The organism is Nakamurella sp. (assembly GCF_044224575.1).
Classification (GTDB): Bacteria; Actinomycetota; Actinomycetes; order Mycobacteriales; family Nakamurellaceae; genus Nakamurella.
Window position 1 is genome coordinate 67,380 of record NZ_JBGAKE010000011.1, and the last position, 24,312, is coordinate 91,691.

Genomic DNA, 24,312 nt, shown 5'->3' on the forward strand with positions numbered 1-24,312 from the left:
TCAGTCCTCGTTCACCGCGTTGAGCAGGTCGTAGAGCTCCTGCGCGGAGCCGGCGGCGATCAGCTTGTCGACCTCGTCCATGTCCGAGAAGATGATCGCGACCTTGCCCAGGATCTCCAGGTGGCCGCCCTCGTAGCCGGCGATGCCGATGGCGAACCGGACCTCGTTGCCGTCCCAGTCGATCGGGCTCTCGTAGCGGACGACGGACAGCGCGGACGCCTTGATGGAGTCCTTGGCCTCGTTGGTGCCGTGCGGGATGGCCAGGAAGTTGCCCATGTAGGTGGACACCGACTTCTCCCGCTCGAACATCGCGTCGATGTACTCCGGGCCGACGGCACCGGAATCGACCAGGATCTGCCCGGCCTCCCGGATCGCGTCGTCCTTGCCGGCCGCCGTTCCCGGCGTCTTGATCTGCGAGACAGAGAGGATGTCGCTCATGGTCCCGACAATGGCATAGAACCCGCGGGTGTGCAGCGGAGACCGCGGCGCCGCCAACGGGGCCGGACGTGGAGCACCCCGGGACCGGCGTCCGATCCCGGGGTGTGGTGACGACGGCCTCGTGCTCAGGTGGCGGGGGCGCCGTTGGTCTCGCGCAGCTCCTCGACGATCTCGTCGTACTTCGGGCTGCTCATGAAGTTGGACACCGAGACATGCTGCGCCGAGGGGGCTTTGTCCCGGGCCCGCGGGGTCAGGTCCTGATGGGTGACGATCAGGTCGACATCGTCGACCAGGTTCGCGATCGCCACGTTGACCACCGTGACATCGGTGAACCCGGCCTTCTTGATCTTGTTCCGGAGCACCGACGCACCCATCGCCGACGACCCCATCCCCGCATCGCAGGCGAACACGATCTTGTGGATCGGCGTCGACCGGGTCGCCGCCTCCCGCGCCTCGTCGGCCTGCTCGGTATTGGCCTCGATATCGGTCAACACCCCCGACACCGACGACTTCTTCCCCTTCATACCCTCCATCTGCGCCGTCGCCGCCGCCAGATCACCGTTGTCATCGGACTTGCGGCTGGCCCGCAGGATGATCGAGGCAATCACGAAACTCGTCGTCGCCGACAACAACACCGACAACGCGACCCCGACGAAACTGCCGCCCGGCGTCTGCAGGAACACCGCGATGATCGACCCCGGCGCCGCCGGCGCCCGCAACCCCGCGTTGAAGATCGTCAACGTCAGAATGCCGACCATCCCACCGCTGATCGTGGCCAGCAACGTCAACGGCTTCATCAGCACATACGGGAAATAGATCTCATGGATCCCACCGAAGAACTGGATGATCGCCGCCGCCGGCGCCGTGCTCTTCGCCAGGCCCGTCCCGAAGATCGAGTACGCGATCAGCAGGCCGACACCCGGACCCGGATTCGCCTCCAACAGGAACAGGATCGACTGCCCCGTCTCGGCCGACTGGTTGATCCCCAACGGCGTCAACACCCCATGGTTGATCGCGTTGTTCAGGAACAACACCTTCGCCGGCTCGATGATGATGCTCGCCAACGGCAACAGACTGTGCGCGATCAGCCAGTCCACCCCACTGCCCAACGCATCCGAGATCGCCCGGAAGATCGGCCCGAACACATAGAACGAGGCCACCGCCAACCCCGCCGACAAAATGCCCGCGGAGAAGTTGTTCACCAACATCTCGAACCCGGGCTTGATCTTGCCGTCCCAGATCGCGTCGACCTTCTTCATCAGCCACGCCGCGAGCGGACCCATGTGATCATCGCGCCCATGAACATCGGCTCCGTGGTGCTCATGATCACGCCCATCGTCGCGACCACCGCCACCACCGCGCCGCGCACCCCGTACACCATCCGGCCGCCCTGCGCCGCGATCAGGATCGGCAACATGTACCGCACCATCGGCCCGACCAGGCCCGGGTTCGCCGCACCCGCGTCATCGACCCCGAACCCACCGATCACCGCGATCGGGAACGGCCCCTTCTCGATGAACAACGCCGTGATGAAACCCCACGCGATGAACGCCGCAATGTTCGGCATGATCATCCCGGACAGGAACGTGCCGAACTTCTGCACCGCCACCCGGCTACTACTGGTCTTGCTGGCAGGGACCGCTTCTGTTGTCATCCTCTTCACCTCTCCGACATTGGCCAGGCGAGCGGAGAAAGCGGCCAATTGCGACAGCAGGTATCGCTGCGCAACGGGGTTCTCCGGACGGGCCCACCATAAACCCGATCGGGGGCTTGGCAAGGGGCCCGACCGGGATTAGTTGCCCGCACGAAGAACCGTTATCAAGATCGTCTCGGGGGGATCGGAGTTGGCGCCAATCGCAACGACGTCGAGATCGCGTCGTGACCTGGATCGGGGATCAGGCGAGGAGATCCCGGATCTCGGCGGCGGTCAGCGCGCCCTGGCCGGCGGCGCCGGGGCCGGCGCCCAGGACGTCGTTGAACAGCTTGGCCTTGCCGGCCTTGAGGGCCATCACCTTCTCCTCGATCGTGCCGCGGGCGACGTACCGGTGAACGATGACCGTCCCGGTCTGCCCGATCCGGTGCGCCCGGTCGACGGCCTGGGCCTCGGCGGCCGGGTTCCACCACGGGTCGAGGAGGATGCAGTAATCCGCCTCGGTCAGGTTCAGGCCGAATCCGCCGGCCTTGAGGCTGATCAGGAACACCGGCGCGGCGCCGGAACGGAAGGCCTCGACCACCGCCGACCGATCCCGGGTGCGGCCGTCGAGCCGGCAATGGTCCAGCGCCAGCGCATTCAGCCGTTCCGCGGTCCGGTCCAGGAATCTGGTGAATTGGCTGAACACCAGCACCCGGTGCCCGGATCCGACGATTTCGGCGATCCGGTCGGTCACCACCTCCAGCTTGCTGGATGGGACGTCCGCGTGGGCCGGGTCGATCAGCGACGGGTCGAGACTGAGCTGCCGGAGCAGGGTCAGCGACTTCAGGATCTGGAACCGGTTGTCCCGCAAGGACCGTTCGTCCGCGAGCAGGCCGAGGATCTTCTGCCGTTCGCGCTGCAGGTACCGCTGGTACAGCTGCTGATGGCGGGGGCTCAGGTCGACCTCGATCACCTGCTCGAGCTTGGGTGGCAGCTCGGGGGCGACCTGCTCCTTGGTGCGGCGCAGCAGGAACGGGGCGGTGCGGCGGCGCAGCTGGGCCAGCCGCTCCGCGGCCGTCGCCGACGACCGTTCGATCGGCAGCCGGTAGTGCTCGGTGAACGATCGCGACTGCGGGAACAGGCCGGGGACGGTCAGCCGTAGCAGCGCCCACAACTCCATCAGGTTGTTCTCCAGCGGGGTCCCGGTGACCGCGAACGTGACCGGCACCCGGAGCTCCTGCATGCACCGGAACCCCTTGGACTGCGGGTTCTTCACGAACTGGGCCTCGTCCAGGACCAGCCCGGACCAGGCGTGCTCCCGGTACGTGTCGATGCCGATCCGGAGCAGCTGGTAGGAGGTCACCACGAGGTCCGCCCCGGCGGTCGCGGCCGTGAGCGCGCCGCCGCGGCCGGTGCCGCCCCGGGTGATCGGGGCGACCCGCAGGCCCGGGGTGAACCTGGCCGCCTCGGCCACCCAGTTCCCGACCACCGACGTCGGCGCGACCACCAGCATCGGCGGTCCGGCCGGATCCTTCGCCCGGGCGTGCGCGATCAGGCCCAGCATCTGCACGGTCTTGCCCAGGCCCATGTCGTCGGCCAGCACACCGCCCAGACCCTGGTCGTACCGGGTCCGCAGCCAGTCCAGGCCCTCCTGCTGGTAGTCCCGCAGCCGGACGTGCAGGCCGGCCGGTGGCCCCCCGGGCGGCGCGGCGTCACCCGTGACGGCCGCCAGTTGCCCGACCCGCGCGCGCCAGCGGGCACCTCGTTCGTCGAGCAGGCCGGTCTCCTCCAGGTCGGCCCACCGGCTCGTCGTGTACGGGCCGATCCGCAGCTCGCCGGGCGGGGCGTCGTCCATCGCCCGGGCTTCCTCGATGAGCTCGCGCAGCCGGTTCCACCGCTCGTCGAGCATGCTCGCGTCGAGGTAGGCGCCGCTGGGCAGGATGACCATCGATTCGTCGCCGGCCAACGCCCGGAAGATCGATTCGAACGGGACGTGCTCACCATCGATGCTCACCCGGACGGCGAACCCGAACCAGTCCCTCGTCCCGGTGCCGTCCTCCGCGGCGTCGGCCAGATCCAGCTCGGGATCGGCGGTCGCCGGCCGGTACTCGAGGTCGGCGTCCGGGCCGTCGAGCTCGGTGATCAGATCGGTCAGCCCGGCCAGCACGGGCCACCCCCCGGTCATGAATCGGACGCAGTCGGCGCCCGTCAACAGGAACCGCGGGTGGGGTTCGGGTCCGTCGGGTCCGCCGGCCAGGGCATCCGCCGGCAGTGCCCCGCTGGCCACGATGGCGGCGATGGCCCGGCGCATCGCGGCCCGCTCGGCGGTCGGCAGTCCGCGCCGGTCGTCGAACTCACGGCGGCGGCCGGACTCGTCCTGCCACTGCCAGTGCAGGCCGATCCGGTGCCCCGGTTCCCGGGTTGCCGTCAGCACCGCCCGCGGTGGCGAAGGATCGGGTAGCGGCACCGTGCCGTCGCTGGACAGCACGGTGATCCGCCGGCGCAACCCGGGCAGGAACTCGGCCAGGAATCGGGTCTGATCGGGCGCGGGGACCTCGATCGGGCCGGCGTCCAGCATGCCGGCCAGGTCGGCGGTCAGCGGGCGACGCAGCCGCGCCAGCCCGATCGGCGTGGTCGGCGGCCGGCCGGGGCTCGCGCCGATGACCAGTCCGTGCGCCGGCCGGCCGATCAGCGCCGTCGTGTCCCGGTCCAGGATTCGCTCGCCGAGGCGCAGGATCGGTCGCAGACTCATGGTGTGGTCGCGGACCAGATCGAGGGCGACCTCGGCCGGGTCCGCGCACAGCTCGACCGGCGCATGCGAACCGTCGAGCAGCAGGTCGATGCCGGCCTGCTGGGCCTCCGCCAGGGCGTCCCACAGCTGCGCGCCGCCGGGCCCGTCCAGTGCGATCCAGCTGGTCAGGGCCTGCTGCGGATTGCGGCGCAGTTCCAGATCGGCGATCCCGCGCAGCGATTCGAGCTGCTCGGGGCGGTAGTGGGCGGTGAAGTACCCGTAGCGCAGGTCTCGCCAGGACACCCCGGTGCTCACCCAGCGGCTACGGGCGTTGAACTGGATGGGCCGGATCCGTAGACCGGCCGATCCGAACGGGCCGGCCGACGCGTGCAGCACCAGGCCGACCTGCAGGGCCAGCATGGTGTGCACGCGGTCCCGCTCCGCCCGCGGCCGGACCGACGCCCCGAGCAGCTGGGTCAGGGACTGCTCCCAGCCGGGCGCGGCATCGTGATCGGTGCCGTCCGCCGGGTCGATCACGGACAATCCACGGTGGCGGGCCGGCGGAGGGACGAGGCCGGCCAGGTGGTGCAGCAGGGCCGCGACGGCATGCTTGCAGTCGAGCTCGACCGGGCAGTCGCACTCCCCCTCGAACGCACCGATCTGCCCGCCGGACAGCACGAAGGACACCCCGACCTGGTACGGCCACGGCCGGGTCCCGCCGACCGTGGCCTGCAACTCCCCCGGCCGGGTCTGCACGCAGGTCAGCACGCCACCACTCGCGAGCACGGATCGGGCTCGACCGAGCACGACGTCACCCACGTGCCAGGCCAGCCCGTGGTCGGGTGCGCCCGCCGCGCCCGACCAGGCTCCCCGCCCACGCGCCCGGCCGGCCGGTTCACCCACCATGTCCGTCCCCCGTTCCCGCCGTCGGGTCGCGCCTGCGGTGGTCGACCTGCTGGGGACTGTAGGAGCCGGGTCCGACACTGCCCGACCGACAGGCCGGGCGCAGGGCCCGGCGGGCTGGATCGGAGGTGGCCGGCCTACCGGTCGGACGCGTCAGCGCGGGTGTCCGGTGTCGGCCGCGTCGTCACCGGTGTCCGATCGTGTACCGGATGCGCTGGTCGAACCCGATCCGACCGTCCCCGGTGTGGTGTCGTGTGTCGTCGAGCGCGGCGGCCGCGGCCGCGTAGACGGACGCGTGCTGCTCGTCGGGAACCAGATGCCAGAAGAACCGTTGGCCGGTGGACATCGTCCACCGGTACCAATGGGCCACGTCGTCGAAGCGGACGGGGAGCACTTCGCCGACCGTGCGCACGCTGCCGAACCCCGCGTCGGCCAGGAGCTGCTCGACCCCGTCGTCCGATGCGAACGGGCCCTGCGTCCCGGTCGTCCGGGCGTCCAGCATGGCCGGCGGAAGAAAAGGTGCGAAGACCGCGTCGACCTGCGCCCACCACGGGCTGAACGCGCCGAACGTGGACACTCCGAGACGGCCGTGGTCGACCAGCAGGTGACGCCACGCACGCACCGCGGCCGCCGGGTCCGGCAGGAAGAACGCCACGAGGGACGAGGCAACGACGTCGAACGACCCCGGGGGCAGCTCCGGACTTTGCGCGTCGCCGATCACCACGTCGACCGAGTGGCCGGCTCGGGCAGCACCCTCTGCGGCTGCCTGGACCATCCGTGGGGCAAGATCCAGGCCGACCGTGCGCCCGGTGGGCGCGACGGCGGCGGCCAACCGCAGGAGGGCGGCGCCGCGTCCGCACCCGAGATCCACCGCGTGCTCGCCCGGCTGCGGGGCCAGTTCCCGGACGAGCCGCTCGGCGATCGGCTGAAAGAGCTCGACGCCGACCTGGTCGTAGCTGTCCGCTGCTTGGTCGAACATGGCGGCGATCCGATCCCGCTGGTCCATGGCGATCACCATGCCACTGGCCGGGCACGTCGCCGATGCTCGGCGGGTTCATGTCGGCGCCGGATCGAACAGCATCCGGTCCGGTGGCAGTGCCGACCGGCCGATCTCCGCTCCATCAGCCTCCTCAGGGCACCAGGACCACCCGCGGCCCGATCCGGTCCCAGACCTGCGCGACATCGGCCAGCGGGACCCGTTGATGGTCCACGGTCAACCGCCCGGCGACCACCTCGGCGACGACGTGGGTGAGTGCGTCCCGCCGTTGGTCGGCCGACAGCGCGTTGTTCGTGTAGCCCCGGATCTGCAGCTGCCGGCTGCGGATGGTCGACGAATCGATGGGCGAGGTCTCGCCGGCCGAGCTGCCCAGGTTGACCAGCCGGCCGCCACCGCGCAGGTTCCGGGCCGCCGCGGCGGCCGGCACCCCGAAGAGCGGATCCAGCACGAGGTCGACCGGGCCGTCGGTGGCCGCGGCCATCCGGGCGGCCAGCGCGTCGACGTCGTCGCTCGCCTCGATCGCCACCGCGGCGTCGGCGCCGAGCCGCAGTGCCTGCTCCCGCGCGGCCGCCGACCGGGCCACCGCGATCACCCGGGCCGCGCCGGCACCCCGGGCGAGTTGGATGCCCGCTTGGCCGACGACGCCGCCGGCCCCGAGCACCAGGACACGGTCGCCGGCGGCCAGCTCGCCGGGGCCGGTCATGGCCACCCAGGCGGCGACCGCCGACAGGCCGAGCGCGCCGACCAGCACCGGGTCGGCACCGGCCGGCAGCCCCACCACGTCCCGCAGCTCGGCGACTACCACCGACCGCATGCTGCCGTCGCCGGGTTGCATGCCGGCCGTGGTGGCGAACCACACCGGGGTGCCGGCCGGGATCGGCCCGGCCTCGACCGTGCCGACGCCCTGGACGCCGGGAACGTAGGGCGTGACGGGAACCCCGAAGTACGACCGGCCGGTGGCGCAGAGCCGGTCCAGCGGGGTGATCGGGGCCGCCGCCACCCGGATCAGCACCTGATCGCCGATCGGCGGGAGGACGTCCCGCGCACCGATGCGGGGCGCCCCGCCCGGCTCGTTCAGGAGCGCCGCGGAGGTCCGAGTGGTCATGACCCGATCCCCGGGGCGGCCGGTGACGGTCCGCCCGGCCCCAACAGGAGGACCCCCGACGGATCCCCCTGTCGCGGCCGGGCCGGCAGCGCCACTCTCATCCTTGCTCCAGCTGCTCGCGGAACTCTTCCTCCCGAGCGCGAGTCGTCGTGTCGGACTTGAAGTCGGTGTACTGGTACGGGTTCTCCAGCCGCTCGGTCGCCGCCTGATCCGGATACATGCCGGCCGACCAGGCCTGCTCGCCCAGCTCCCCGCGCAGGTACCCGACGGTGTCCTCGATCTCCCGCCGCGCCGACGCCAGATCGACACCCACCAGCTTGCCGTCGCTCTTCACCACGGAGCCGTTGACCACGACCGTGTGCACGTCGGCCCGCTGGGCCTGGAAGGCGACATGCCCGTAGGGGTTCAGCACCGGGAAGGAGACGGTCGAATCGTCGTTGCGCAACAGCACGACGTCGGCCTTCTTGCCGACCTCAAGGCTGCCCAGGTCGTCCCGGCCCAGCGCGTGCGCACCGCCGCGAGTGGCCCACTCGACGACGTGCTCGGCGCGCAGCGCGGCGTGCGTGATCGTCTCGCCCTTCAGGTGGGCCTCGAAATGCTCGCGTGACCGGTCGGCACCCAGGGTGGTTCGCATCGCGGAGAACAGGTCGCCGCTCCACCACACGCTCGTATCCATTGACAGGGACACCGGGATGCCGTGCCGGCGGACCTGCCAGGTGGGTGGGTAGCCCTGTCCCGCACTCTGTTCCGACTCCGTAGCCACCGAGATCGAACCACCGGTGGCGGCGATCCGGTGGTAGGAGTCCGCGGACAGGGACGCTGCGTGCACGTACACGGTGTCGGGCTGCATGAACCCGCCGTCGTACATCTGCCGGATGCTGTCGTCCCCGGTGGCGCCCCACACCCCGGCGTGCGTGGTGACCGACAGGCCGAGGTCGCGGGCCACTTCGAACGCGGCCTTCTCCGGGAACGCCGGGTCGCCGGTGACGTCGAACGCCATCTGCACCCCGTTGAGCGATCCCTCGCCGTCCCGGTACCGCTCCAGGAACGCGCGGACCGCCGGGTCCGCCGACCACTCCCACGGCCCGGCCTGGATGTTGCCGTACGCCAGCACGTACCGGCCGGGCACCGCCAGCAGGGCGTCGACCGCGGCCTGGGCGTGGTCCACGGATTGGAGACCGTGCGACCAGTCGACGACGGTGGTGACGCCGGACTCCAGCGACTCCAAAGCGGCGAGCCGATTGCCGGCGGCCACGTCCTGCGGCCGGAACTTGCGGCCGTGCTCGAGGTAGTACCAGACGAAGTACTGGGTCAGCGTCCAGTCGGCGCCGTACCCACGCATGGCGGTCTGCCACATGTGCCGGTGGGTGTCGATCATGCCGGGCATGACGATGCCGCCACCGGCGTCGATCTCGCGGGTACCCGGCGGAACGTCCAGGCCCACCCCGACCGCGGCGATGGAATCACCGACCACCAGCACGTCGGCCCCATCGAGGATGGTGTGCGTCTTGTCCATGGTCAGCACGGTGCCCCCGCGGAAGACCAGGGATTCGGGATTCGTCATTGAAAGCCCCTTTCTGGTGCTGCTCAGGTGGTGATGTCGGGGTACGGCAACGTCAGGTGCTTCATCGCCCGGCCATACGCGATCTGGTACTCAAGCGGGCCGTGATCCCGCTCGAACAGGGCGATGAACAGGGTCAGCGTGAGGAACGGGTGCGCGCCCATCCCGAACAGGGCGACATGGTCGTGTTCTTTCAGTGCGCGGCGCTCGTCGTCGGTGAACGCCAGCCAGGTCGACCGCTCCGCCGCAGTGCAGTTCAACAGCAGGTTGGCCCGCTCGGCCTCCCACCAGTCGACGGTGCCCGCCGGGTCGTCGCGGTACCGCTCCACCAGTTCGGGATCGCGATCGACGGTGAACAGGAACTTGTTAAGCAAGTACTTGCTCATGACGACGACACCTCGGGACTCCTCGCAGGCTCGGTCGTCCCGCGGACGTCGCCGTCATTCGAGTGTTGATGATTCGCTCGGCAAGCCTCGCTCATGTCCCTGGTCCCCTCGCCGGTGCGCCGTTCGGGTACCAGGTGAAGTAGGCCTCCATGGTGTGGAACAGGTCGAGAGTGTCAACGTGATCGGCCTTCCGACCCTCGCCGGCCACGCCCATCATGAGCATGAAGTCCATGAAGCCGTGGGTGGCGTTGCCCGGGGCGTGCAGGCTGTCCAGGGTGACCTCGGCCAGGCAGCCGTCGATGTCGCCGGAGGCGATCCAGTCGACCGCCTTACGGTCGAACTCGGGATCGGGCCCGTGCTCGCCGAACTGCCGCGGGCCGCCGAGCTCCAGCGACAGGTGACCGGTGCCGATGATGGCCACCCGCTGGTCGCTGTCCCAGGATTCGACCATCTCGCGCAAGGCGTTGCCCAGCGCCACGAATCGTCTCGGCTGGGGCAGCGGGGGAGCGAAAATGTTGGTGTAGACGGGCACGATCGGCAGGTCGGCCTGCGGGCGCAGCGTGATGATCGGGCAGGTGACGCTGTGGTCGATCCGTAGCTCGTTGCTGAACGCCAGGTCGAAGTCCCGGTCCAGGCCGTCCCGCAGGATGTGGGCGGCCAGTTCCTCCTCGCCCTTGAGCCGGAACCGGGGCAGGCCGAACTCGCGTTCCTCGTTGTACCAGTTGGCGTCGAACCAGGGCGCCTTGCCGACCAGGAACTGCGGCATGTTGTCCAGCCACAGCTGGTGGAAGTGGTCGCTGCCGACCATCACCAGCACGTCGGGCTCGGCCACGGTGAGGGTGTGCCGGAACCGCTCGATCTTGGCCACCCACTCGTCGGCGAACGGCGGCCGGTCGGCCCCGGTCGAGGTGCTGGCCCGGTAGTAGAGACAGGAAGATCTCGTTGGCCACCGGATGCCGGAGCTCTTCGGCCAGCTGCCCGATCAGCCCGGCCGTCCGGGCCAGCAGGGCGAACCCCCGCAACAGCTCCAACGGCAGTCCGAGGTCGGCCAACGCCGCCCCGCACACTCCAGCACCGTTGAGCGGCAACGTCTTTCCCAACACCTGCGGGTGAACCCGGCCGATCGCGGCGAACAGTTCCAGGTGGGGTCCGACCAGACCCTCCTCGGTGGCGATGGCGTACAACCGCGGGGTCCGCGGATCGCCGTCCTTGTGCACGTGGTGACCCAGACCGGGCACGAACCGGCGCTGCGCGCGCTGCTCGGCGACCGTGGCCAGCGCCAGGGCGTCCCACCCAGCATCGTCGGTGGGCAGGACGCCGTCCTGGGCAGCCAGTACCTGGTGCAGGAACCGGCCGCAGTCCTCGGTCACCCCGAGGAAGCGGGAACCGCCGCCGAGCAGCCCGGCGGCCAGCGCACCCTGAATCGAATCCGGCGCGGACAGCAAGGTCAACCGGGTGGCGATGGCGGTCGGAGTGAAGCCGTGATCCGCCAACGCCGCGAGAACCGCCTCGAACACGCGGGTCTCGCCGGTGGTCGGCCGGCGCTGAGTGGCCAGCCAGTAGGCCAGCTCGCCGAACCCGACGCTGCCCATCACGTCGTCGGCCAAGTCCTGACCCAGCAGGGTGATCCGCTCCCGGCTGCTGGCGCCCAATGCGGTCGGGTACACCGGCCGATCGATCTGCTCAGCCATCGGCCGCCTCCCGCGCGGTCCCCAACCAGGCCCGGACCTGCTCGCCCTGCTGATCGAGAGCCGGCGGAGGATAACGATAGTCGGGCGGCGTGACGGAGAACCGGATCGGATTGCGGACCGACGGAACACCGTCCGGACCGACTGTGACCACTGGATCCAGTCCGAGGCGCTCGGCCAGCTCGACACCACCCTGCACGGTATTGATCGGCCCGCTCGGCAGTCCGGCCGCGGTGAGGATGTCGAACCATTCCTGCGCGCTCCTGGCGGCCAGCGCCGTCAGCAACAAGGGCCGCAGCTGGTCCCGGTTGTCATTGCGCTTGCCGACGGTGTCGAACCGGTCGTCGTCGGCCAGTTCGGGCCGGCCGATGGCGGCACACAGCCGGCGGAACTGGCCGTCGTTGCCGGCGATGACGATCAGTTCGCCGTCGCCCGTGGCCATCGGTTCGTACGGGAACAGGCTCAGGTGGGCGTTGCCCATCCGGCCCGGCACCACCCCCCCGGCGACGTACGCCGAGGTCTGGTTGACCAGCGCCGACAGGGCGCTGGACAGCAGGTTGGTTTCGATGTGCTGCCCCTGACCGGTCCGGTCCCGGTGGTGCAGCGCAGCCAGAATGCCGATGACCGAGTGCATTCCGGTCATCACATCGAACACCGAGATACCCGAGCGGTACGGCGGGCCGTCGGGGTCGCCGGTCAGGCTCATCAACCCGGACATGCCCTGCACCAGCAGGTCGTAACCCGGCAGGCTTGCGCCCTCCCCGGCGCCGAAACCGCTGATGGAGCAATAGATGACGGCGGCGTTGCGGGAGTGCACCGCCTCGTAGTCCAGGCCGAAGCGGGCCAGCCCGCCCGGTTTGAAATTCTGGATGAACACATCCGCCCGCGCGCTGAGCTCGTGGGCCAGGGCTCGGTCGTTCGCATCCTTGAGATCCAGGACGACCGACCGTTTGTTCCGGTTGACGGCCAGGTAGTAGGTGCCGACGTCGCCGCGGGCCGGTGGAACCCACGCCCGGGTGTCGTCCCCGCCGGGGCCTTCCACCTTGATGACCTCGGCGCCCAGGTCGGCCAGCAGCATGGTGGCGTACGGCCCGGCGAGGACACGCGAGAAGTCCGCCACCACGATCCCCGCCAGGGGGCCGCTGCACCCTTCGCCCGGAGCCGGATCCACCATGACCATCCCTCTGCCGTACAGCGGACAGGTGTCCGCTGCCGAATCTCCCCCACCGGCAGGGTGGTGTCAAGGGGCGGCCGATCAATACCTCGGCATGAAATTTTCTCGGACGGGGCGGTCAGGAGGCCGGGGCGCGCACGTGGGGGAGGGCGTCGCGGCGGGCGAAGTCGGCGCTGATCTCACCGGCCGTGGTCAGCAGGAGGGGCAGGTACTCCCGGACCAGCCGGTCCACGCTCGTCTCGGCGGCGTGCGCGTTGACGTTGACCGCGGCGATCACCCGGCCTGTTCCGTCGCGCAGGGGCGCCGCCACCGACCGGATCCCCGGGGCCAGCTGCTCATCGGTCAGCGCCCAGCCGCGGGCCCGCGTCGACAGCGCGGCCAGCAGCACCTTTCCCAGCGACGTCGGCAGGGCCGGAAACTTGGTCCCGATATCGACGGCCAGGGTGACGATCTTGGGCACGGACACCCGGGCCACGTAGACGACGTCGGAACCGTCCAACTGGGCAATCGACGACGACTCGTTGGTCCGCGCCACCAGCCGCTCCAGGTGCGGGCGGGCGATGTCCCACAGGCCCGTCGACTGCACGTAGGCCATCCCCAGCTCCAACACCCGGGGCGTCAGCGCGAATCCGGCCGGGGCCACGGCGCCACCGGCCGGGCGCACGTACCCCAACTCGGTCAGGGTCAGCAGGATCCGGCGAGCCGTCGGCCGGGCCAGGCCGGTGGCGCTGGCCACGTCGGCCAGCGTCATCACCGGCCGGCCGGGGCGGAAGGCGGTGATCACCTCGAGCCCGCGAGCCAGGGCCTCGATGAAGTCCGGACCGGTGCCCTCCCTCGGCATGGCCCTCCCTTCGCTGTGCGGCGGTGACCGATGAACCCTACGTCGCCGACCGGCTGGCGGACAGTAGTACGGCACCACCGGCCACCGCCGCCAGACAGCAGAACGCGCCGCGGCCGCCCGGAGGCGGCCACGGCGCGCGTGGTGCGGTGGGGTCAGTCGATGACCTTCTTGACGGTGTCCTTGACGTCCTCGCCGGCCTGCTTGACGTTGGCCTTGGCCTGCTCGGCCTGACCACGGGCCTCGAGCTCCTCGTTCCCGGTCACCTTGCCGGTGACCTCCTTGGCCTTCCCGACGGCTTCCTCGGCGGCGTTCTTGATCTTGTCTCCCATGCTCATGGGTGTCCTCCTTGATGGGTGGGTGGGGACCGCCGGTCGGCGGCCTCCGGAACCGGCCGGGCGTCAGCTCCGGACGGGAATCTCGGTTTCGATCTGGTTGCCCTTGATCCGGGCCCGGCGGCCCACGATCAGGTGCAGGTGGGTGGTGAGCCGGTCGGTGTCCAGGGCCGACCGGGCGTGAGCCAGGGCCTCCCCGGTGATCCGCCGCCGGATCCGGGACAGATCCGCGTCCGGGTCGGCGGTCACCGTCAGGCGCAGCTCGGGCTGGTCGGGCCGGCCGGTGAGCGCGACCCGGACCTTCTGCACCCCGCGATAGGTGTCGACCTCCTCACCGACCGCGGCGGTCACGACCCCGGCGGGCACGTCGGCCCGCCCACTGGCCGGCACGCCGACATCATCGGTGTCCAGCATGAGCCGGCCGAGACGATCGGTGCGCAGCTGCACCAGCAGCCAGCGCAGGGCCAGCAGGGCCACCAGCACGCCGACGGCGGCGATGGTCAGCCACAACCACGGCCGCTGATCGTGCACCCACGCGGCAGTCCCGTCGCTGTACACGGGGTCCGCGGCCGGGCCGAGGAGGCCGCCGAACAGGCCGGTCGACCGGATGACGATCGCTCCGCCGGCGACCAGCAGGACCAGTCCGAGCAGACCCAGGCCGATGCGGTTACCGCGGGCGGTGCGCCGGGTATTCGAACCCTTGTTGATCGGGCCGCTCATCGCCGTGTTCATGTCCGCACTCCGGTCAGCCGCACGACCGGGCGCAGCGGTTGCACCGGGTCGAGGGCGGTCAGCTGGTCGGAAACCGCCGCGGCGACCTTGTCCGGGAGCGCGGACGGGTCGCCCAGCGGCGAGCGCACCTCGACGATCGCGCGGTCGTGCCGCAGGATGGTGCGCGCGGCACTGATGCCGTCGACGCTCCGAGCGGCGCCGTCGAGGGCCCGGCGCAGGTCGGCCGGCCGGATGCGGGTGATCACGTCGGGGTGCTTCTCCCGCAGGTCGAGCATCGTCGGGCGAGGCGGGATCAACGCCAACGCGATCAGCCACAGCCCGAGCAGGGAGATCACGGCACCGATCGCGATGATCACCGGCTCCGACCAGGGGGTCGTATTGAGCCAGGCTGAGATGCTCGCCGAGTCCAGCGGTTCGGGCCGGCGACCCAGCTGCAGCAGGACCGCCTGCCAGACGGCGAACCCGGCCAGCAGGAACAGCAGCACAGCGACCACGACGGCGGCCACCGTGCGGCGGCCACGGGCCGGAGCGGCGGTGACCGCCGCGGACGCGCTGGTGGCGCTCACTGGACTCTCCTTTCCGGACGGGTCTGCTGTCGCAGAGCGACCACATGGACATCGAGGTCGGTGACGGTGATCGAGCACAACTCGAGGACGCGATCGCTGACGTGCTCCCGCAGGTGGCGGGTGACCTGGCGCAGTGGCGCCGGGTAGTCGATCTCCACCTCCAGGCTCAGCTGAGCCAGATGCCCGTCGATGGCGGACTGGACGGCGATCGCCGGGCGCGTTCCCAGCAACTGGCCGACCGCGCCGCGGCCGGCGGCATGGACGTGCTCGACCTCGGCGGCGGCCGCCGCGGCGGTCTTCTCCACCACCCGGTCGAGCAGCACCGTCCGGCCCCGGACGGCCGGGTCGGCCGTGATCGCGGTCCCGACGACCTCGGTCCCGGCCACGGGGACGCTCCCCGTGGTGGTGACCGGGGCGGTCACCGCTGGCTGCGGCCGTTGGCCCGACCGCCGACGTAGTCACCGATATTGATCCGGCCGTCCACCACCGCACCGACCAGCCCGCCGATCGCGGCGAGGACCAGCACCAGCAGGAACGCCAGGAATCCGCCGAAGGCCCCGGCGAACCCCAACGCGACGCCGACTGCCACGCCGATCGCGGTAGCAGAACCTCTCATCGTGATCATCAACCTGTCTTGAATCGAAAGAATATTTGGGATAAGGGATGTCGCAGCTCGGTGGGATCAGCGCAGGTTCCGGCGCGCGGAACGGCGGCGCCACCACTGGCGCCACCATCGCCGGCGGCTCCGCCGGATCACGACGACCTCCCCGGGCTCCCCGGGCGGGGTGCGGCGGCCCCCGTCCCACCGCCGCAACCCCGCGATAAAGGCATCCGGATCGCCGCCCCGGTCGGGGTGGTGCTCACGGATGTACGCCCGCCGGGCCGTTCGCTCGTCGTCGGTCACGCCACCCGGGCGTCGTGCGGGTCGTCCTCGTCGTCGTCGCTGGGAACGTGCACGTCGTGCACGACGATGTTGACCTCGGTGACCTCCAGGGTGGTCATCCGCTCGATCGCGCTGATCACGTTGCGCCGGATGGCCTTGCTGAGCTCACCGATCTCGACTCCGTACTCGACCGTGATGTCCAGGTCCACGGCGGCCTGCCGCTCGCCGACCTCGACGGTCACGCCCTGGGCCAGGCTCTCGGACTGGCCCGGAATCTTCTCCCGGATCGCGCCGAACGCCCGGGCGGCGCCCCCGCCCAGCTTGTGCACCCCGGTGATCTCGCGCGCGGCCAACCCGGCAATCTTCTCCACCACCGTGTCCGCGATGGAGGTCTTGCCCCGGGTGGTCACCAGCGCGGTCTCGACGACCGTGCCGGCCGGCGTGGAATCGGTGGTCTCCGGCGCCTTCTTGGTCGTGGTGGGCGTCGTCATGTCGCTTCACTCCTTCGTTCGTGGTTCTCGTCTTCGTCTGTGGCCGCCGGCCGGGGGCCCCATCGGTCCGGCGGTACCGACCCGCATCGGTCCGACATGCTCATCGGTCCCGGGCTCAACGTCGGCATGTCAGGTATGACCCGGTGACCCGCGCCTTCCTCACGGGTGTGTCCTTGTGACCCGCCCCACACCGACCCGCCGGTCGGCGACGTCTCCACCGGGACCGATGTGGCACGATCCGGCAGTGACCGAACCCCCGGCGGCAGCGGGCGGCACCTTCCGTCGACGGTCACGCCTGTCCGAGCTGACGGACGAGGAGCTCGTCCAGCGAGCGCAGAGCGGCAACAGCCGCGCCTTCGAGACGTTGCTGCGCCGGCACGAGCGGGCCATGTTCGGCACCTCACTGCGACTGCTCAGCCGCTCCGCGGATGCCGAGGACGCCGTCCAGGAGGCGTTCATCGCGTCGTGGCGGCGGCTGCCCGAGTTCCGCGGCGACGCCAGATTCTCGACCTGGCTGTACCGCATCGTCACGAACCGCTCGCTGAACGAACTGCGCCGGCGCAAGCCCACCGCCGACCTGGACGTCGAGGATGCCGGCCCGGTGCCACCCGGCCTGGTCGACACGGCCGGGCCGGAACGCCAGGCCGAGCGATCGGCCATGCTGGAGGCGCTGCAGTCCGCGTTGGCCGACCTGCCCGAGCCATTGCGGGTCTGCTGGCTGCTGCGCGAGGTGGATCATCGCAGCTACGACGAGATTGCCGAGATCGTCGGCGTTCCCGAACCGACCGTCCGGGGCCGGATCGCCCGCGCCCGGACCAGACTGGCGGAGGTGATGGCCCCATGGCGGTGAACGGGCAACCCGAACCGGCCGACCGGGCACCGAGTTCGCCCGCGGCCGCGACAGCCGATTCTCCGGCCGAGCCGGACCCGGCGGCGGCGGCCGCGCTGGCCCGGGCCGCCGACGAACTGGGCCGGGTCACCGACCGCGAACCGTCGGCCGGGCTGGTGCCGGCCGTCATGCACTCGGTCTGGGCCGAGCTGCGGCCCGGACAGCTGATCGTGCTGCCGGGGTCGAGCGGCCACCTGCTCGTCGGTTCGACGGCCGTCGCCACCGCGATCACCGGCGCGCTGGACGACCTGGCCGATATCGTCGTCCGCCGGTGCACCGTCGAGGCGCCGGAGGACGGTCCGGACGTCTCCGGGGCGCTGCGGGTCGAGCTGACGGCGTCCGTTGCGTACGGCGCCGACACCCTTGAGCTGTCCGAGCTGGTGCGTGCATCGGTCAACGACACCGTCACCGAGCTGTTCGGCCTTGCGGTGGATCGGGTGGATCTGCTCGTCCAGGACGTCTTCACCGCCGGAGCCGGCCGGTGAGTCCGGCCGGCGACGGGCCGGGCGATGAGGACCTCGCCCGGTTGGCCGCAGCGGCGGCCTCCGCGGTCCCCGGGGTGGTTCGGTTGCAGCCCGGGCTCCGCCACCTGGCCGGCCGAGCCGCGCGGGCTTTGTTCACCGGCGACGACGCCCACGACGACGAGGCGGACCGAAGCGGCATCAGCGTCGACCACGAACCCGGCCCGCACGTCACGGTGCGCATCGTGGTAGCGGCGGCGCCGCCACCCCGCCGGACCGCCGAGCAGGTCCACTCGGCTGTGGAACGAGCGTTGTCCCAGGTCACCGGCCCGGGGCTGACGGTCACGGTCGTCATGGTCGACGTCGAACCCTGAGTTCGGGACGACGACGGTGGTGTGACGCAGGCCACACCCGATCGTCCGTGAGGAACGTGCGTCGGGCGGTGTCCAACCAACCAAAGCCCCGGTTCCTGCCCAGGGCGGTCGCTGTCGGCCCGCATCGGCCGCATCGTGGGCGAACTGGGCGGCCCCGTTAGTCCGCGAGGATCTCGATCCGCGGGTACTCGGGCTGCCACATCGCGTCGTACACCTGCTGGATCGGGTTGGTCAGCTCGACCCGGGCCAACCCCTCCTCGTCGGCCACCCTCGCCACCGCGATCGCCACCGCCGCCGACGCCGTCCGCAACGCCGTCATCGGCGGCAGCAGGCTGGCCCCCGGCCGACCCGCATCCGACATCGCCGCCACCGCATCCGCCGCCGCCGCGATCATCCGATCGGTGATCCGCTCCGCCTTCGTCACCGCAACCCCCAACCCCAGGCCCGGGAACACCAACGCATTGTTCGACTGCGCGATCTGATAACTCACACCCTTGTACGGCACCGGCGCGAACGGGCTACCCGTCGCCGTCAACACCTTCCCATCCGTCCAATGGATCAGATCGTGCGGCAACGCCTCCGCCTTACTCGTCGGATTCGACAACGGCAAGATGATCGGCCGCTCCGTGTACGACGCCATCTCCCGCACGATCGACTCCGTGAACGCCCCCGCCTGCGTCGACGTCCCGATCAGGATCGTCGGCTTCGCCCGCGTCACCACCGCAGCCAGGGAAATCCCACCCGGTCCGCCCGGCCAGTTCGCCACCTCGGCCCGCGACCGCGCATACGGCACCTGAAAATCCAGCAGCGTCGGATCGTCCCCGACCAGCAACCCCTGCTTGGCCAACGCGTAGAACCGGCCCGTCGCCTCGTCCGGCGACAACCCCTCCCGGACCATCTGATCCCGCAACATGTCCGCGATCCCCAGGCCGGCGGTGCCGGCCCCATGGATCACGATCGTCTGATCCCGCAACCGCGACCCCGCCGCCCGCACCGCCGAGAAGATCGCCGCCAACACCACCGCCGCGGTGCCCTGCATGTCGTCATTGAACGTACAGACCTGGTCGTAGTACTTGTTCAGGATCCGACGGGCGTTCGTCGTGCCGAAATCCTCCCAATGCAACATCGCGTTCGGGAACAACTTGCTGCACGCACTCACATACGCGTCGATCAACTCGTCATACCGATGATCCCGGATCCGCGCATGCCGCTCCCCGATATACATCGGATCGTTCAACAACTTCAGATTGTCCGTCCCGGTGTCCAACACCACCGGCAACACCCGCCGCGGATGGATCCCCGCCGCCGCCGTATACACCGACAACTTCCCGATCGAGATCTCGATCCCGCCGATCCCCTGATCCCCGATCCCCAGGATCCCCTCCGAATCCGTCGCCACCAACAGATCCACATCATCCGGACCCAGACCCGTGTTCCGCAACGCCGTCTCGACCTGATCCGGATGATCCACCGACAAGAACACCCCGGCTCCGCCGGAACTCATGACTGAACCGCTGGATCGCCTCACCCACCGTCGGCGTGTACACCACCGGCAACATCTCCGGCAGCCGCTCCGAGAGCAACCGGTAGAACAACACCTCGTTCCGATCCCGCAGATTCGCCAAATACACCCACTTCGCCAGATCCGTCGGCTGCTGCTGATACTGCGCCCACACCCGCCGCGTCTGCCCCTCCAACGTCGTCACCCCGGTCGGCAACAACCCCGTCAACCCCAACTGCTCACGCTCAACCAACGTGAACGCAGTGCCCTTGTTGATCGTCGGCGACGACAACACCGCCCGACCCCGGGCAGCCACCCGGGCCACCACGTCTCCAGGTCCATGGACGAGCTCGTACGGGGCGACAGCCATTGTCTTCATGCCTCTCTGGGGGGATGGGAATGCCCCGGTGGACCCGGCGCGGACGGCGCCGGGTCCACCGGTCGAGCGGATAGGGATCGAAATTGAGGGACTACTCGGCGGAGTCGTCGCCGGCCGCCGCGCGGCCGTCGATCGCCGGACGATTCGCCACCACCGGGTAGGGACCGGTGATCGAGGCCCGCTGCTCGGCGATCGCGGTGATCCGGCCCCGGCACAGGAACCAGCCGCCGACCAGCGCGGGGACGATGACCACCAGCGAGCCGATGGTGAAGGTGCCGACGGGGTAGTCGAACGCGATGAGCACGAGCACACCGACCAGGAACGCCAGGGTCAGGTACGAGGTGAACGGCGCGCCGATCATCTTGAACGAGGGACGCTTCAACAGTCCCTTGTCGGCCCACTGCTTGAGCCGGATCTGGCAGAGCACGATCGTCGCCCAGGCCGCGATGATGCCGAGCGAGGCCACGTTGAGCACGATCTCGAAGGCGGATTCAGGCACGATCGCGTTCAGGCCGACACCGAGCAGGGTCATCGCCGCGGTGATCGCGATGCCGCCGTAGGGCACGCCGGCCTTGTTCATCCGGGCGGCGAACTTCGGCGCGGAGCCGTTCATCGCCATCGAGCGCAGGATGCGGCCGGTGGAGTACAGCCCGGCGTTCAGCGAGGAGAGGGCCGCCGTGAGCACCACCAGGTTCATGATCATTCCGGCGCCGTCGACGCCGATCGAGTCGAAGAACGTCACGAACGGCGACACCCCGGCCTGGTAGGCGGTGTAGGGCAGCAGCAGCACGAGCAGCAGGACGGAACCGATGTAGAAGACGCCGATCCGCAGAATGACGGTGTTGATCGCCTTGGGCATGATCTTCTCGGGGTTCTTGGTCTCGCCCGCGGTGGTACCGATCAACTCGATGGAGGCGTAGGCGAAGACGACACCCTGGATGATCACGATCGCCGGCAGCAGGCCGTTGGGCAGCCACCCGCCGTTGTCGGAGATCAGACTGAAGCCGACCTGGTGGCCGTCGATGGGCGTGCCGAAGAACACGAAGTAGGTGCCGACGACCAGGAAGGCGACCAGGGCCACCACCTTGATCAACGCGAACCAGAACTCCATCTCGCCGAACACCTTGACCGACACCAGGTTCAGCGACAACACCACGGCCAGCGCGATCAACGCCCAGGCCCATTGCGGGACCGAGTTGATGAACGGTGAGTACTGGCCGAAGAACTTCATGTACAGCGCGACCGCGGTGACGTCGACGATGGCCGTCATCGCCCAGTTGAGCCAGTACATCCAACCGGCAGCGAAAGCGGCCTTCTCGCCGTAGAACTCGCGGGCGTAGGAGACGAACGAGCCGGACGAGGGCCGGTGCAGCACCAGCTCACCGAGCGCCCGCAGCACCAGGAAGGCGAAGAACCCGCACAGCGCGTAGATGAACACCAGGGCCGGGCCGGCCTGGGCCAGCCGGCCACCGGCGCCGAGGAACAGGCCGGTGCCGATGGCGCCACCGATGGCGATCATCTGCACCTGCCGGGCCTTGAGGCCCTTGTGGTAGCCCTTCTCCTCGTCCTGGAAGAGCTCGCCGAGATGCGCCTCGGTCTGCTCCGGGGACGGGTGATGGTAGGTGTGATGCTCCGATGGGGGCGTGCGATTCGATTCGACGGTCACGAAAGACACCTCGTTGTGTGGGGGTGGGCGGACGGGAGAGCGCGTGCGGGGTGGGACGGATTTCAGCGGAACAGGTCCGGCGCGGCGACGACGGAGCCGACCGGCCGACCGGCGCCGAACACGGTGCGGGCGGTGACCGCGAGGGGCGCCGCGGCCACCGGCTCGGTACGGATGCCGAGGTAGTCCAGGGCGGCCAGCACGATGGGCAGCCGGGCCCGCTCGGCGCCGTCGGAGATCTTGAACGCGGCCGCCCGGCCGTCCGGCAGGGCGAAGCACTGGACGCCGTCGGCGCCGAGCTTGACCAGCAGGCCGGGGATCTCGCGCATCAGCAGGGTGTCGCCGGAGGTCCGGCCGCCGACCAGATGCGGGTGGCGGCGCATGGCATCGGCAACCGCGCGGGCCGAGCTGCCCGGCTCGGCGGTGACGAGTGCGCGGAACCCGCGGGCCAGGCCGACCAGGTCGGTGGCGAACACCGGGGCGCCGCACCCGTCGACGCCGACCGTGTCGTGCGTGGGGCCGGCAAAGCGTTCGACGGTGGAACGGATCCGGCGCTGTAACGGGTGCGCCGGGTCGAGGTAGTTGGCCGTCGACCAGCGGGCAGCCCGGCAGGTGCGCAGCATGGCCGCGTGCTTGCCCGAACAGTTCATGTAGACCCGGCTCGGCCGGTCGCCGCGGCGCACGGCGTCGTCCCGGGCCTCCGGGTCACTCGGCAGGTCGGCCGGGCAGCCCAGGTCGTCCGCGGTCAGGCCGCCGGCGGCCAGGCTGGCCCGGACCATGGCGACGTGCTCGGCCTCACCGGTGTGCGAGGCGGCGGCCAGGGCCAGGTCCGGCCCGGTCAGCCGTAGTCCGGCGTCGAGCATGGCGACGGCCTGGAACGGCTTGGCGCAGGACCGGTGGAAGACCGGGCGGTGCACGTCGCCCCGCTGCCGCAGCACGGTGCCGTCGCCGTCGATCAGGACCAGGGCGCCGTAGTGCGTGCCCTCGTGCAGGCCCGATCGGTAGACCCGGGCCAGCTCGACGTCCGGACCGGCGGGGCGGTCGTCCGCGGCCGCCGCGGAATCAACGTCGGCGGCGACGGTCATCGCGCGCCGGCCGGTCCGGCCACGGCGGCCAGGATGGCGTCGATCCGCTCGGTGGTCAGCAACCCGCGCTGGGCGACGATGTCGGCCACCCCGCGGCCGCTGATGAGTGCCTCCTGGGCGACGTCGGTGGCGTTCTCGTAGCCGATCTCCGGGCTGAGCGCGGTGACCAGGCCGATCGAGTCGGCGACCCGGGCGCGGAGCAGGTCCCGGTTGGCGGTGATGCCGTCGACGCACTTCTCGGCCAGCACGACCGCGGCCGCGGCCAGGTGATCCAGGCTGGCGAACAGCGAGTGGGCGATGATCGGCTCGAACGCGTTGAGCTGCAGCTGCCCGCTCTCGGCGGCCATGGTGATGGTGACGTCGTTGCCGATGACCTCGTAGGCGACCTGATTGACGACCTCGGGGATCACCGGGTTGACCTTGCCCGGCATGATCGACGAGCCGGCCTGCCGCGCGGGCAGGTTGATCTCGCCGAAGCCGGCGCGCGGGCCGGAGGACAGCAGCCGCAGGTCGTTGCAGACCTTGGACAGCTTGACGGCGACCCGCTTGAGCACACCGGACAGCTGGACGAAGTGCCCGACGTCGGAGGTGGCCTCGACGAGATCGGTGGCCGAGACGAGGGTCTCGATGCCGGTGAGCGTGCGCAGCTCGTCGACGACGTGCCGCCGGTACTCGGGGTGGGCGTTGAGCTCGGTGCCGATCGCGGTGCCGCCGAGGTTGATCTCGTGCAGCAGGGCCCGCGCCTCGCGCAGCCGCTCCCGGTCCTCGGCCAGGGTGGAGGCGAACGCGCCGAACTCCTGGCCCAGTGTCATCGGGACGGCGTCCTGCAACTGGGTGCGGCCCATCTTCAGCACGTCGGCGAACTCGGCGGCCTTGCGCAGGTAGGCGGCGTGCAGCACGCCCAGGGCCGCGTCCAGCTTGACCACGTACGCGTCGAGCGCGATGTTGATGGCGGTCGGGTAGACGTCGTTGGTGCTCTGGCCCAGGTTGACGTCCTGCAGCGGGTGCAGGTGCTCGTACGCACCGCGGGTGTGACCGAGGATCTCCAGCGCCCGGTTCGCGATGACCTCGTTGGCGTTCATGTTGGTGGAGGTGCCGGCGCCGCCCTGGATCATGTCGACGACGAACTGATCGTGCAGCGCACCTGCCCGGATCTCCTGCGCCGCGGCGATGATCGCGTCGGCCTTGGTCGCGTCGAGGGCGTCGATGTCGCGGTTGGCGGTGGCGGCGGCCTGCTTGACGGCGGCGAGGGCGGCGATGAAGAGCGGGTAGATCGCCAGCTTGATGCCGGTGATCGGGAAGTTGTCGACGGCGCGGGCCGTGTGCACGCCGTAGTAGGCGTCGGTGGGGACCTCGAGGTAGCCGAGGAGATCGTGCTCGGTGCGTGTGGACATGTCTGGGGTACACCCTTCTGCAGTGGCGACGACGGTGGGCACTGCGGTCTTGGAGTCACGGAGCGTGAGGTCCTGCTGCCCTGCTGTCAAGCTGTCTGACAGATT

At 70.2% G+C, this 24,312-nt stretch carries 23 protein-coding genes and 2 pseudogenes; 3 read left to right on the forward strand and 22 right to left on the reverse strand.

Going from position 1 to position 24,312, the window contains the following annotated elements; translation table 11 throughout:
- The 18 genes and pseudogenes from ACILSK_RS14105 to ACILSK_RS14190 form a co-directional block, all read right to left on the reverse strand.
- Positions 1 to 438, reverse strand: a complete 438-nt coding sequence (locus ACILSK_RS14105) for a PTS sugar transporter subunit IIA (protein WP_395727802.1) — start codon at positions 436 to 438, stop codon at positions 1 to 3.
- 125 nt (positions 439 to 563) lie between these two features.
- Entirely contained in the window at positions 564 to 1,721 is a 1,158-nt protein-coding gene (locus ACILSK_RS14110) for a PTS transporter subunit EIIC (protein WP_395727803.1), read from the reverse strand.
- Positions 1,697 to 2,092 carry a hypothetical protein gene (locus ACILSK_RS14115; protein WP_395727804.1) on the reverse strand — a complete coding sequence of 132 codons (396 nt, stop codon included), beginning with the start codon at positions 2,090 to 2,092 and terminating at the stop codon, positions 1,697 to 1,699. Before ACILSK_RS14115 ends, ACILSK_RS14110 begins: the two co-directional genes overlap by 25 nt.
- Before the next feature lie 241 nt (positions 2,093 to 2,333).
- Positions 2,334 to 5,708, reverse strand: a complete 3,375-nt coding sequence (locus ACILSK_RS14120; protein ID WP_395727805.1) for an SNF2-related protein — start codon at positions 5,706 to 5,708, stop codon at positions 2,334 to 2,336.
- Positions 5,709 to 5,889: 181 nt separating this feature from the next.
- Positions 5,890 to 6,711, reverse strand: coding sequence for a class I SAM-dependent methyltransferase (locus ACILSK_RS14125; protein WP_395727806.1), 822 nt, complete (start codon positions 6,709 to 6,711; stop codon positions 5,890 to 5,892).
- Between the two features lie 124 nt (positions 6,712 to 6,835).
- Positions 6,836 to 7,807 (reverse strand): zinc-binding alcohol dehydrogenase family protein, encoded by a 972-nt coding sequence (locus ACILSK_RS14130; protein ID WP_395727807.1) that lies wholly within the window; start codon positions 7,805 to 7,807, stop codon positions 6,836 to 6,838.
- A gap of 97 nt (positions 7,808 to 7,904) precedes the next feature.
- Positions 7,905 to 9,371, reverse strand: coding sequence for an amidohydrolase family protein (locus ACILSK_RS14135; protein WP_395727808.1), 1,467 nt, complete (start codon positions 9,369 to 9,371; stop codon positions 7,905 to 7,907).
- Positions 9,372 to 9,394: 23 nt separating this feature from the next.
- Positions 9,395 to 9,754 (reverse strand): hypothetical protein, encoded by a 360-nt coding sequence (locus tag ACILSK_RS14140; RefSeq protein ID WP_395727809.1) that lies wholly within the window; start codon positions 9,752 to 9,754, stop codon positions 9,395 to 9,397.
- 91 nt (positions 9,755 to 9,845) lie between these two features.
- Positions 9,846 to 10,622 carry an extradiol ring-cleavage dioxygenase gene (locus ACILSK_RS14145; RefSeq protein ID WP_395727810.1) on the reverse strand — a complete coding sequence of 259 codons (777 nt, stop codon included), beginning with the start codon at positions 10,620 to 10,622 and terminating at the stop codon, positions 9,846 to 9,848.
- 55 nt (positions 10,623 to 10,677) lie between these two features.
- Positions 10,678 to 11,445: pseudogene (locus ACILSK_RS14150) on the reverse strand (citryl-CoA lyase); the annotation flags it as partial.
- Positions 11,438 to 12,616: a CaiB/BaiF CoA transferase family protein gene (locus ACILSK_RS14155; protein WP_395727811.1), complete on the reverse strand. Its 1,179-nt coding sequence runs from the start codon at positions 12,614 to 12,616 to the stop codon at positions 11,438 to 11,440. The gene ACILSK_RS14155 and the pseudogene ACILSK_RS14150, both read right to left, overlap by 8 nt.
- A gap of 118 nt (positions 12,617 to 12,734) precedes the next feature.
- The gene (locus ACILSK_RS14160; protein WP_395727812.1) at positions 12,735 to 13,457 is read right to left on the reverse strand and encodes a helix-turn-helix domain-containing protein; all 723 of its coding nucleotides are present in this window, start codon (positions 13,455 to 13,457) and stop codon (positions 12,735 to 12,737) included.
- Between the two features lie 152 nt (positions 13,458 to 13,609).
- Entirely contained in the window at positions 13,610 to 13,792 is a 183-nt protein-coding gene (locus tag ACILSK_RS14165; protein ID WP_395727813.1) for a CsbD family protein, read from the reverse strand.
- A 63-nt stretch (positions 13,793 to 13,855) separates the two neighbouring features.
- Complete coding sequence (locus ACILSK_RS14170; protein ID WP_395727814.1) at positions 13,856 to 14,509, reverse strand: alkaline shock response membrane anchor protein AmaP; 654 nt, start codon at positions 14,507 to 14,509, stop codon at positions 13,856 to 13,858.
- An 8-nt stretch (positions 14,510 to 14,517) separates the two neighbouring features.
- On the reverse strand, positions 14,518 to 15,087 hold the full coding sequence (locus tag ACILSK_RS14175) for a DUF6286 domain-containing protein (RefSeq protein WP_395727815.1): 570 nt from the start codon (positions 15,085 to 15,087) through the stop codon (positions 14,518 to 14,520).
- Positions 15,084 to 15,473 carry an Asp23/Gls24 family envelope stress response protein gene (locus tag ACILSK_RS14180; protein WP_395727816.1) on the reverse strand — a complete coding sequence of 130 codons (390 nt, stop codon included), beginning with the start codon at positions 15,471 to 15,473 and terminating at the stop codon, positions 15,084 to 15,086. The genes ACILSK_RS14175 and ACILSK_RS14180 overlap by 4 nt, the downstream gene beginning before the upstream one ends.
- Before the next feature lie 32 nt (positions 15,474 to 15,505).
- Entirely contained in the window at positions 15,506 to 15,703 is a 198-nt protein-coding gene (locus tag ACILSK_RS14185; RefSeq protein WP_395727817.1) for a hypothetical protein, read from the reverse strand.
- A 284-nt stretch (positions 15,704 to 15,987) separates the two neighbouring features.
- Complete coding sequence (locus ACILSK_RS14190; RefSeq protein WP_395727818.1) at positions 15,988 to 16,461, reverse strand: Asp23/Gls24 family envelope stress response protein; 474 nt, start codon at positions 16,459 to 16,461, stop codon at positions 15,988 to 15,990.
- Positions 16,462 to 16,705: 244 nt separating this feature from the next.
- On the opposite strand from ACILSK_RS14190, the gene ACILSK_RS14195 reads away from it, so the two are divergent.
- Genes ACILSK_RS14195 through ACILSK_RS14205 form a run of 3 tightly spaced genes read left to right on the forward strand, consistent with a single transcriptional unit; the run spans position 16,706 to position 18,185 of the window.
- Positions 16,706 to 17,311 (forward strand): RNA polymerase sigma factor, encoded by a 606-nt coding sequence (locus tag ACILSK_RS14195; protein ID WP_395727819.1) that lies wholly within the window; start codon positions 16,706 to 16,708, stop codon positions 17,309 to 17,311.
- Positions 17,302 to 17,835 (forward strand): hypothetical protein, encoded by a 534-nt coding sequence (locus ACILSK_RS14200; RefSeq protein WP_395727820.1) that lies wholly within the window; start codon positions 17,302 to 17,304, stop codon positions 17,833 to 17,835. Before ACILSK_RS14195 ends, ACILSK_RS14200 begins: the two co-directional genes overlap by 10 nt.
- Entirely contained in the window at positions 17,832 to 18,185 is a 354-nt protein-coding gene (locus ACILSK_RS14205) for a hypothetical protein (RefSeq protein ID WP_395727821.1), read from the forward strand. The genes ACILSK_RS14200 and ACILSK_RS14205 overlap by 4 nt, the downstream gene beginning before the upstream one ends.
- Before the next feature lie 157 nt (positions 18,186 to 18,342).
- On the opposite strand, the pseudogene ACILSK_RS14210 reads toward ACILSK_RS14205, so the two are convergent.
- The 4 genes and pseudogenes from ACILSK_RS14210 to ACILSK_RS14225 form a co-directional block, all read right to left on the reverse strand.
- Positions 18,343 to 20,056: pseudogene (locus tag ACILSK_RS14210) on the reverse strand (NAD-dependent malic enzyme).
- Between the two features lie 100 nt (positions 20,057 to 20,156).
- Positions 20,157 to 21,731 (reverse strand): amino acid permease, encoded by a 1,575-nt coding sequence (locus tag ACILSK_RS14215; protein WP_395727822.1) that lies wholly within the window; start codon positions 21,729 to 21,731, stop codon positions 20,157 to 20,159.
- A gap of 62 nt (positions 21,732 to 21,793) precedes the next feature.
- The gene (locus ACILSK_RS14220) at positions 21,794 to 22,813 is read right to left on the reverse strand and encodes an asparaginase (RefSeq protein WP_395727823.1); all 1,020 of its coding nucleotides are present in this window, start codon (positions 22,811 to 22,813) and stop codon (positions 21,794 to 21,796) included.
- Entirely contained in the window at positions 22,810 to 24,207 is a 1,398-nt protein-coding gene (locus ACILSK_RS14225; RefSeq protein WP_395727824.1) for an aspartate ammonia-lyase, read from the reverse strand. Before ACILSK_RS14225 ends, ACILSK_RS14220 begins: the two co-directional genes overlap by 4 nt.
- Positions 24,208 to 24,312: the final 105 nt, after the last annotated feature.

What these genes read in the sequence shown, in the direction of transcription:
- ACILSK_RS14105 (WP_395727802.1), bottom strand. Translation starts at nt 438, where the DNA reads ATGAGCGACATCCTCTCTGTCTCGCAGATCAAGACGCCGGGAACGGCG.
- ACILSK_RS14110 (WP_395727803.1), bottom strand. Translation starts at nt 1,721, where the DNA reads ATGGGTCCGCTCGCGGCGTGGCTGATGAAGAAGGTCGACGCGATCTGG.
- ACILSK_RS14115 (WP_395727804.1), bottom strand. Translation starts at nt 2,092, where the DNA reads ATGACAACAGAAGCGGTCCCTGCCAGCAAGACCAGTAGTAGCCGGGTG.
- ACILSK_RS14120 (WP_395727805.1), bottom strand. Translation starts at nt 5,708, where the DNA reads ATGGTGGGTGAACCGGCCGGCCGGGCGCGTGGGCGGGGAGCCTGGTCG.
- ACILSK_RS14125 (WP_395727806.1), bottom strand. Translation starts at nt 6,711, where the DNA reads ATGGACCAGCGGGATCGGATCGCCGCCATGTTCGACCAAGCAGCGGAC.
- ACILSK_RS14130 (WP_395727807.1), bottom strand. Translation starts at nt 7,807, where the DNA reads ATGACCACTCGGACCTCCGCGGCGCTCCTGAACGAGCCGGGCGGGGCG.
- ACILSK_RS14135 (WP_395727808.1), bottom strand. Translation starts at nt 9,371, where the DNA reads ATGACGAATCCCGAATCCCTGGTCTTCCGCGGGGGCACCGTGCTGACC.
- ACILSK_RS14140 (WP_395727809.1), bottom strand. Translation starts at nt 9,754, where the DNA reads ATGAGCAAGTACTTGCTTAACAAGTTCCTGTTCACCGTCGATCGCGAT.
- ACILSK_RS14155 (WP_395727811.1), bottom strand. Translation starts at nt 12,616, where the DNA reads ATGGTGGATCCGGCTCCGGGCGAAGGGTGCAGCGGCCCCCTGGCGGGG.
- ACILSK_RS14160 (WP_395727812.1), bottom strand. Translation starts at nt 13,457, where the DNA reads ATGCCGAGGGAGGGCACCGGTCCGGACTTCATCGAGGCCCTGGCTCGC.
- ACILSK_RS14165 (WP_395727813.1), bottom strand. Translation starts at nt 13,792, where the DNA reads ATGAGCATGGGAGACAAGATCAAGAACGCCGCCGAGGAAGCCGTCGGG.
- ACILSK_RS14170 (WP_395727814.1), bottom strand. Translation starts at nt 14,509, where the DNA reads ATGAGCGGCCCGATCAACAAGGGTTCGAATACCCGGCGCACCGCCCGC.
- ACILSK_RS14185 (WP_395727817.1), bottom strand. Translation starts at nt 15,703, where the DNA reads ATGAGAGGTTCTGCTACCGCGATCGGCGTGGCAGTCGGCGTCGCGTTG.
- ACILSK_RS14190 (WP_395727818.1), bottom strand. Translation starts at nt 16,461, where the DNA reads ATGACGACGCCCACCACGACCAAGAAGGCGCCGGAGACCACCGATTCC.
- ACILSK_RS14200 (WP_395727820.1), top strand. Translation starts at nt 17,302, where the DNA reads ATGGCGGTGAACGGGCAACCCGAACCGGCCGACCGGGCACCGAGTTCG.
- ACILSK_RS14220 (WP_395727823.1), bottom strand. Translation starts at nt 22,813, where the DNA reads ATGACCGTCGCCGCCGACGTTGATTCCGCGGCGGCCGCGGACGACCGC.
- ACILSK_RS14225 (WP_395727824.1), bottom strand. Translation starts at nt 24,207, where the DNA reads ATGTCCACACGCACCGAGCACGATCTCCTCGGCTACCTCGAGGTCCCC.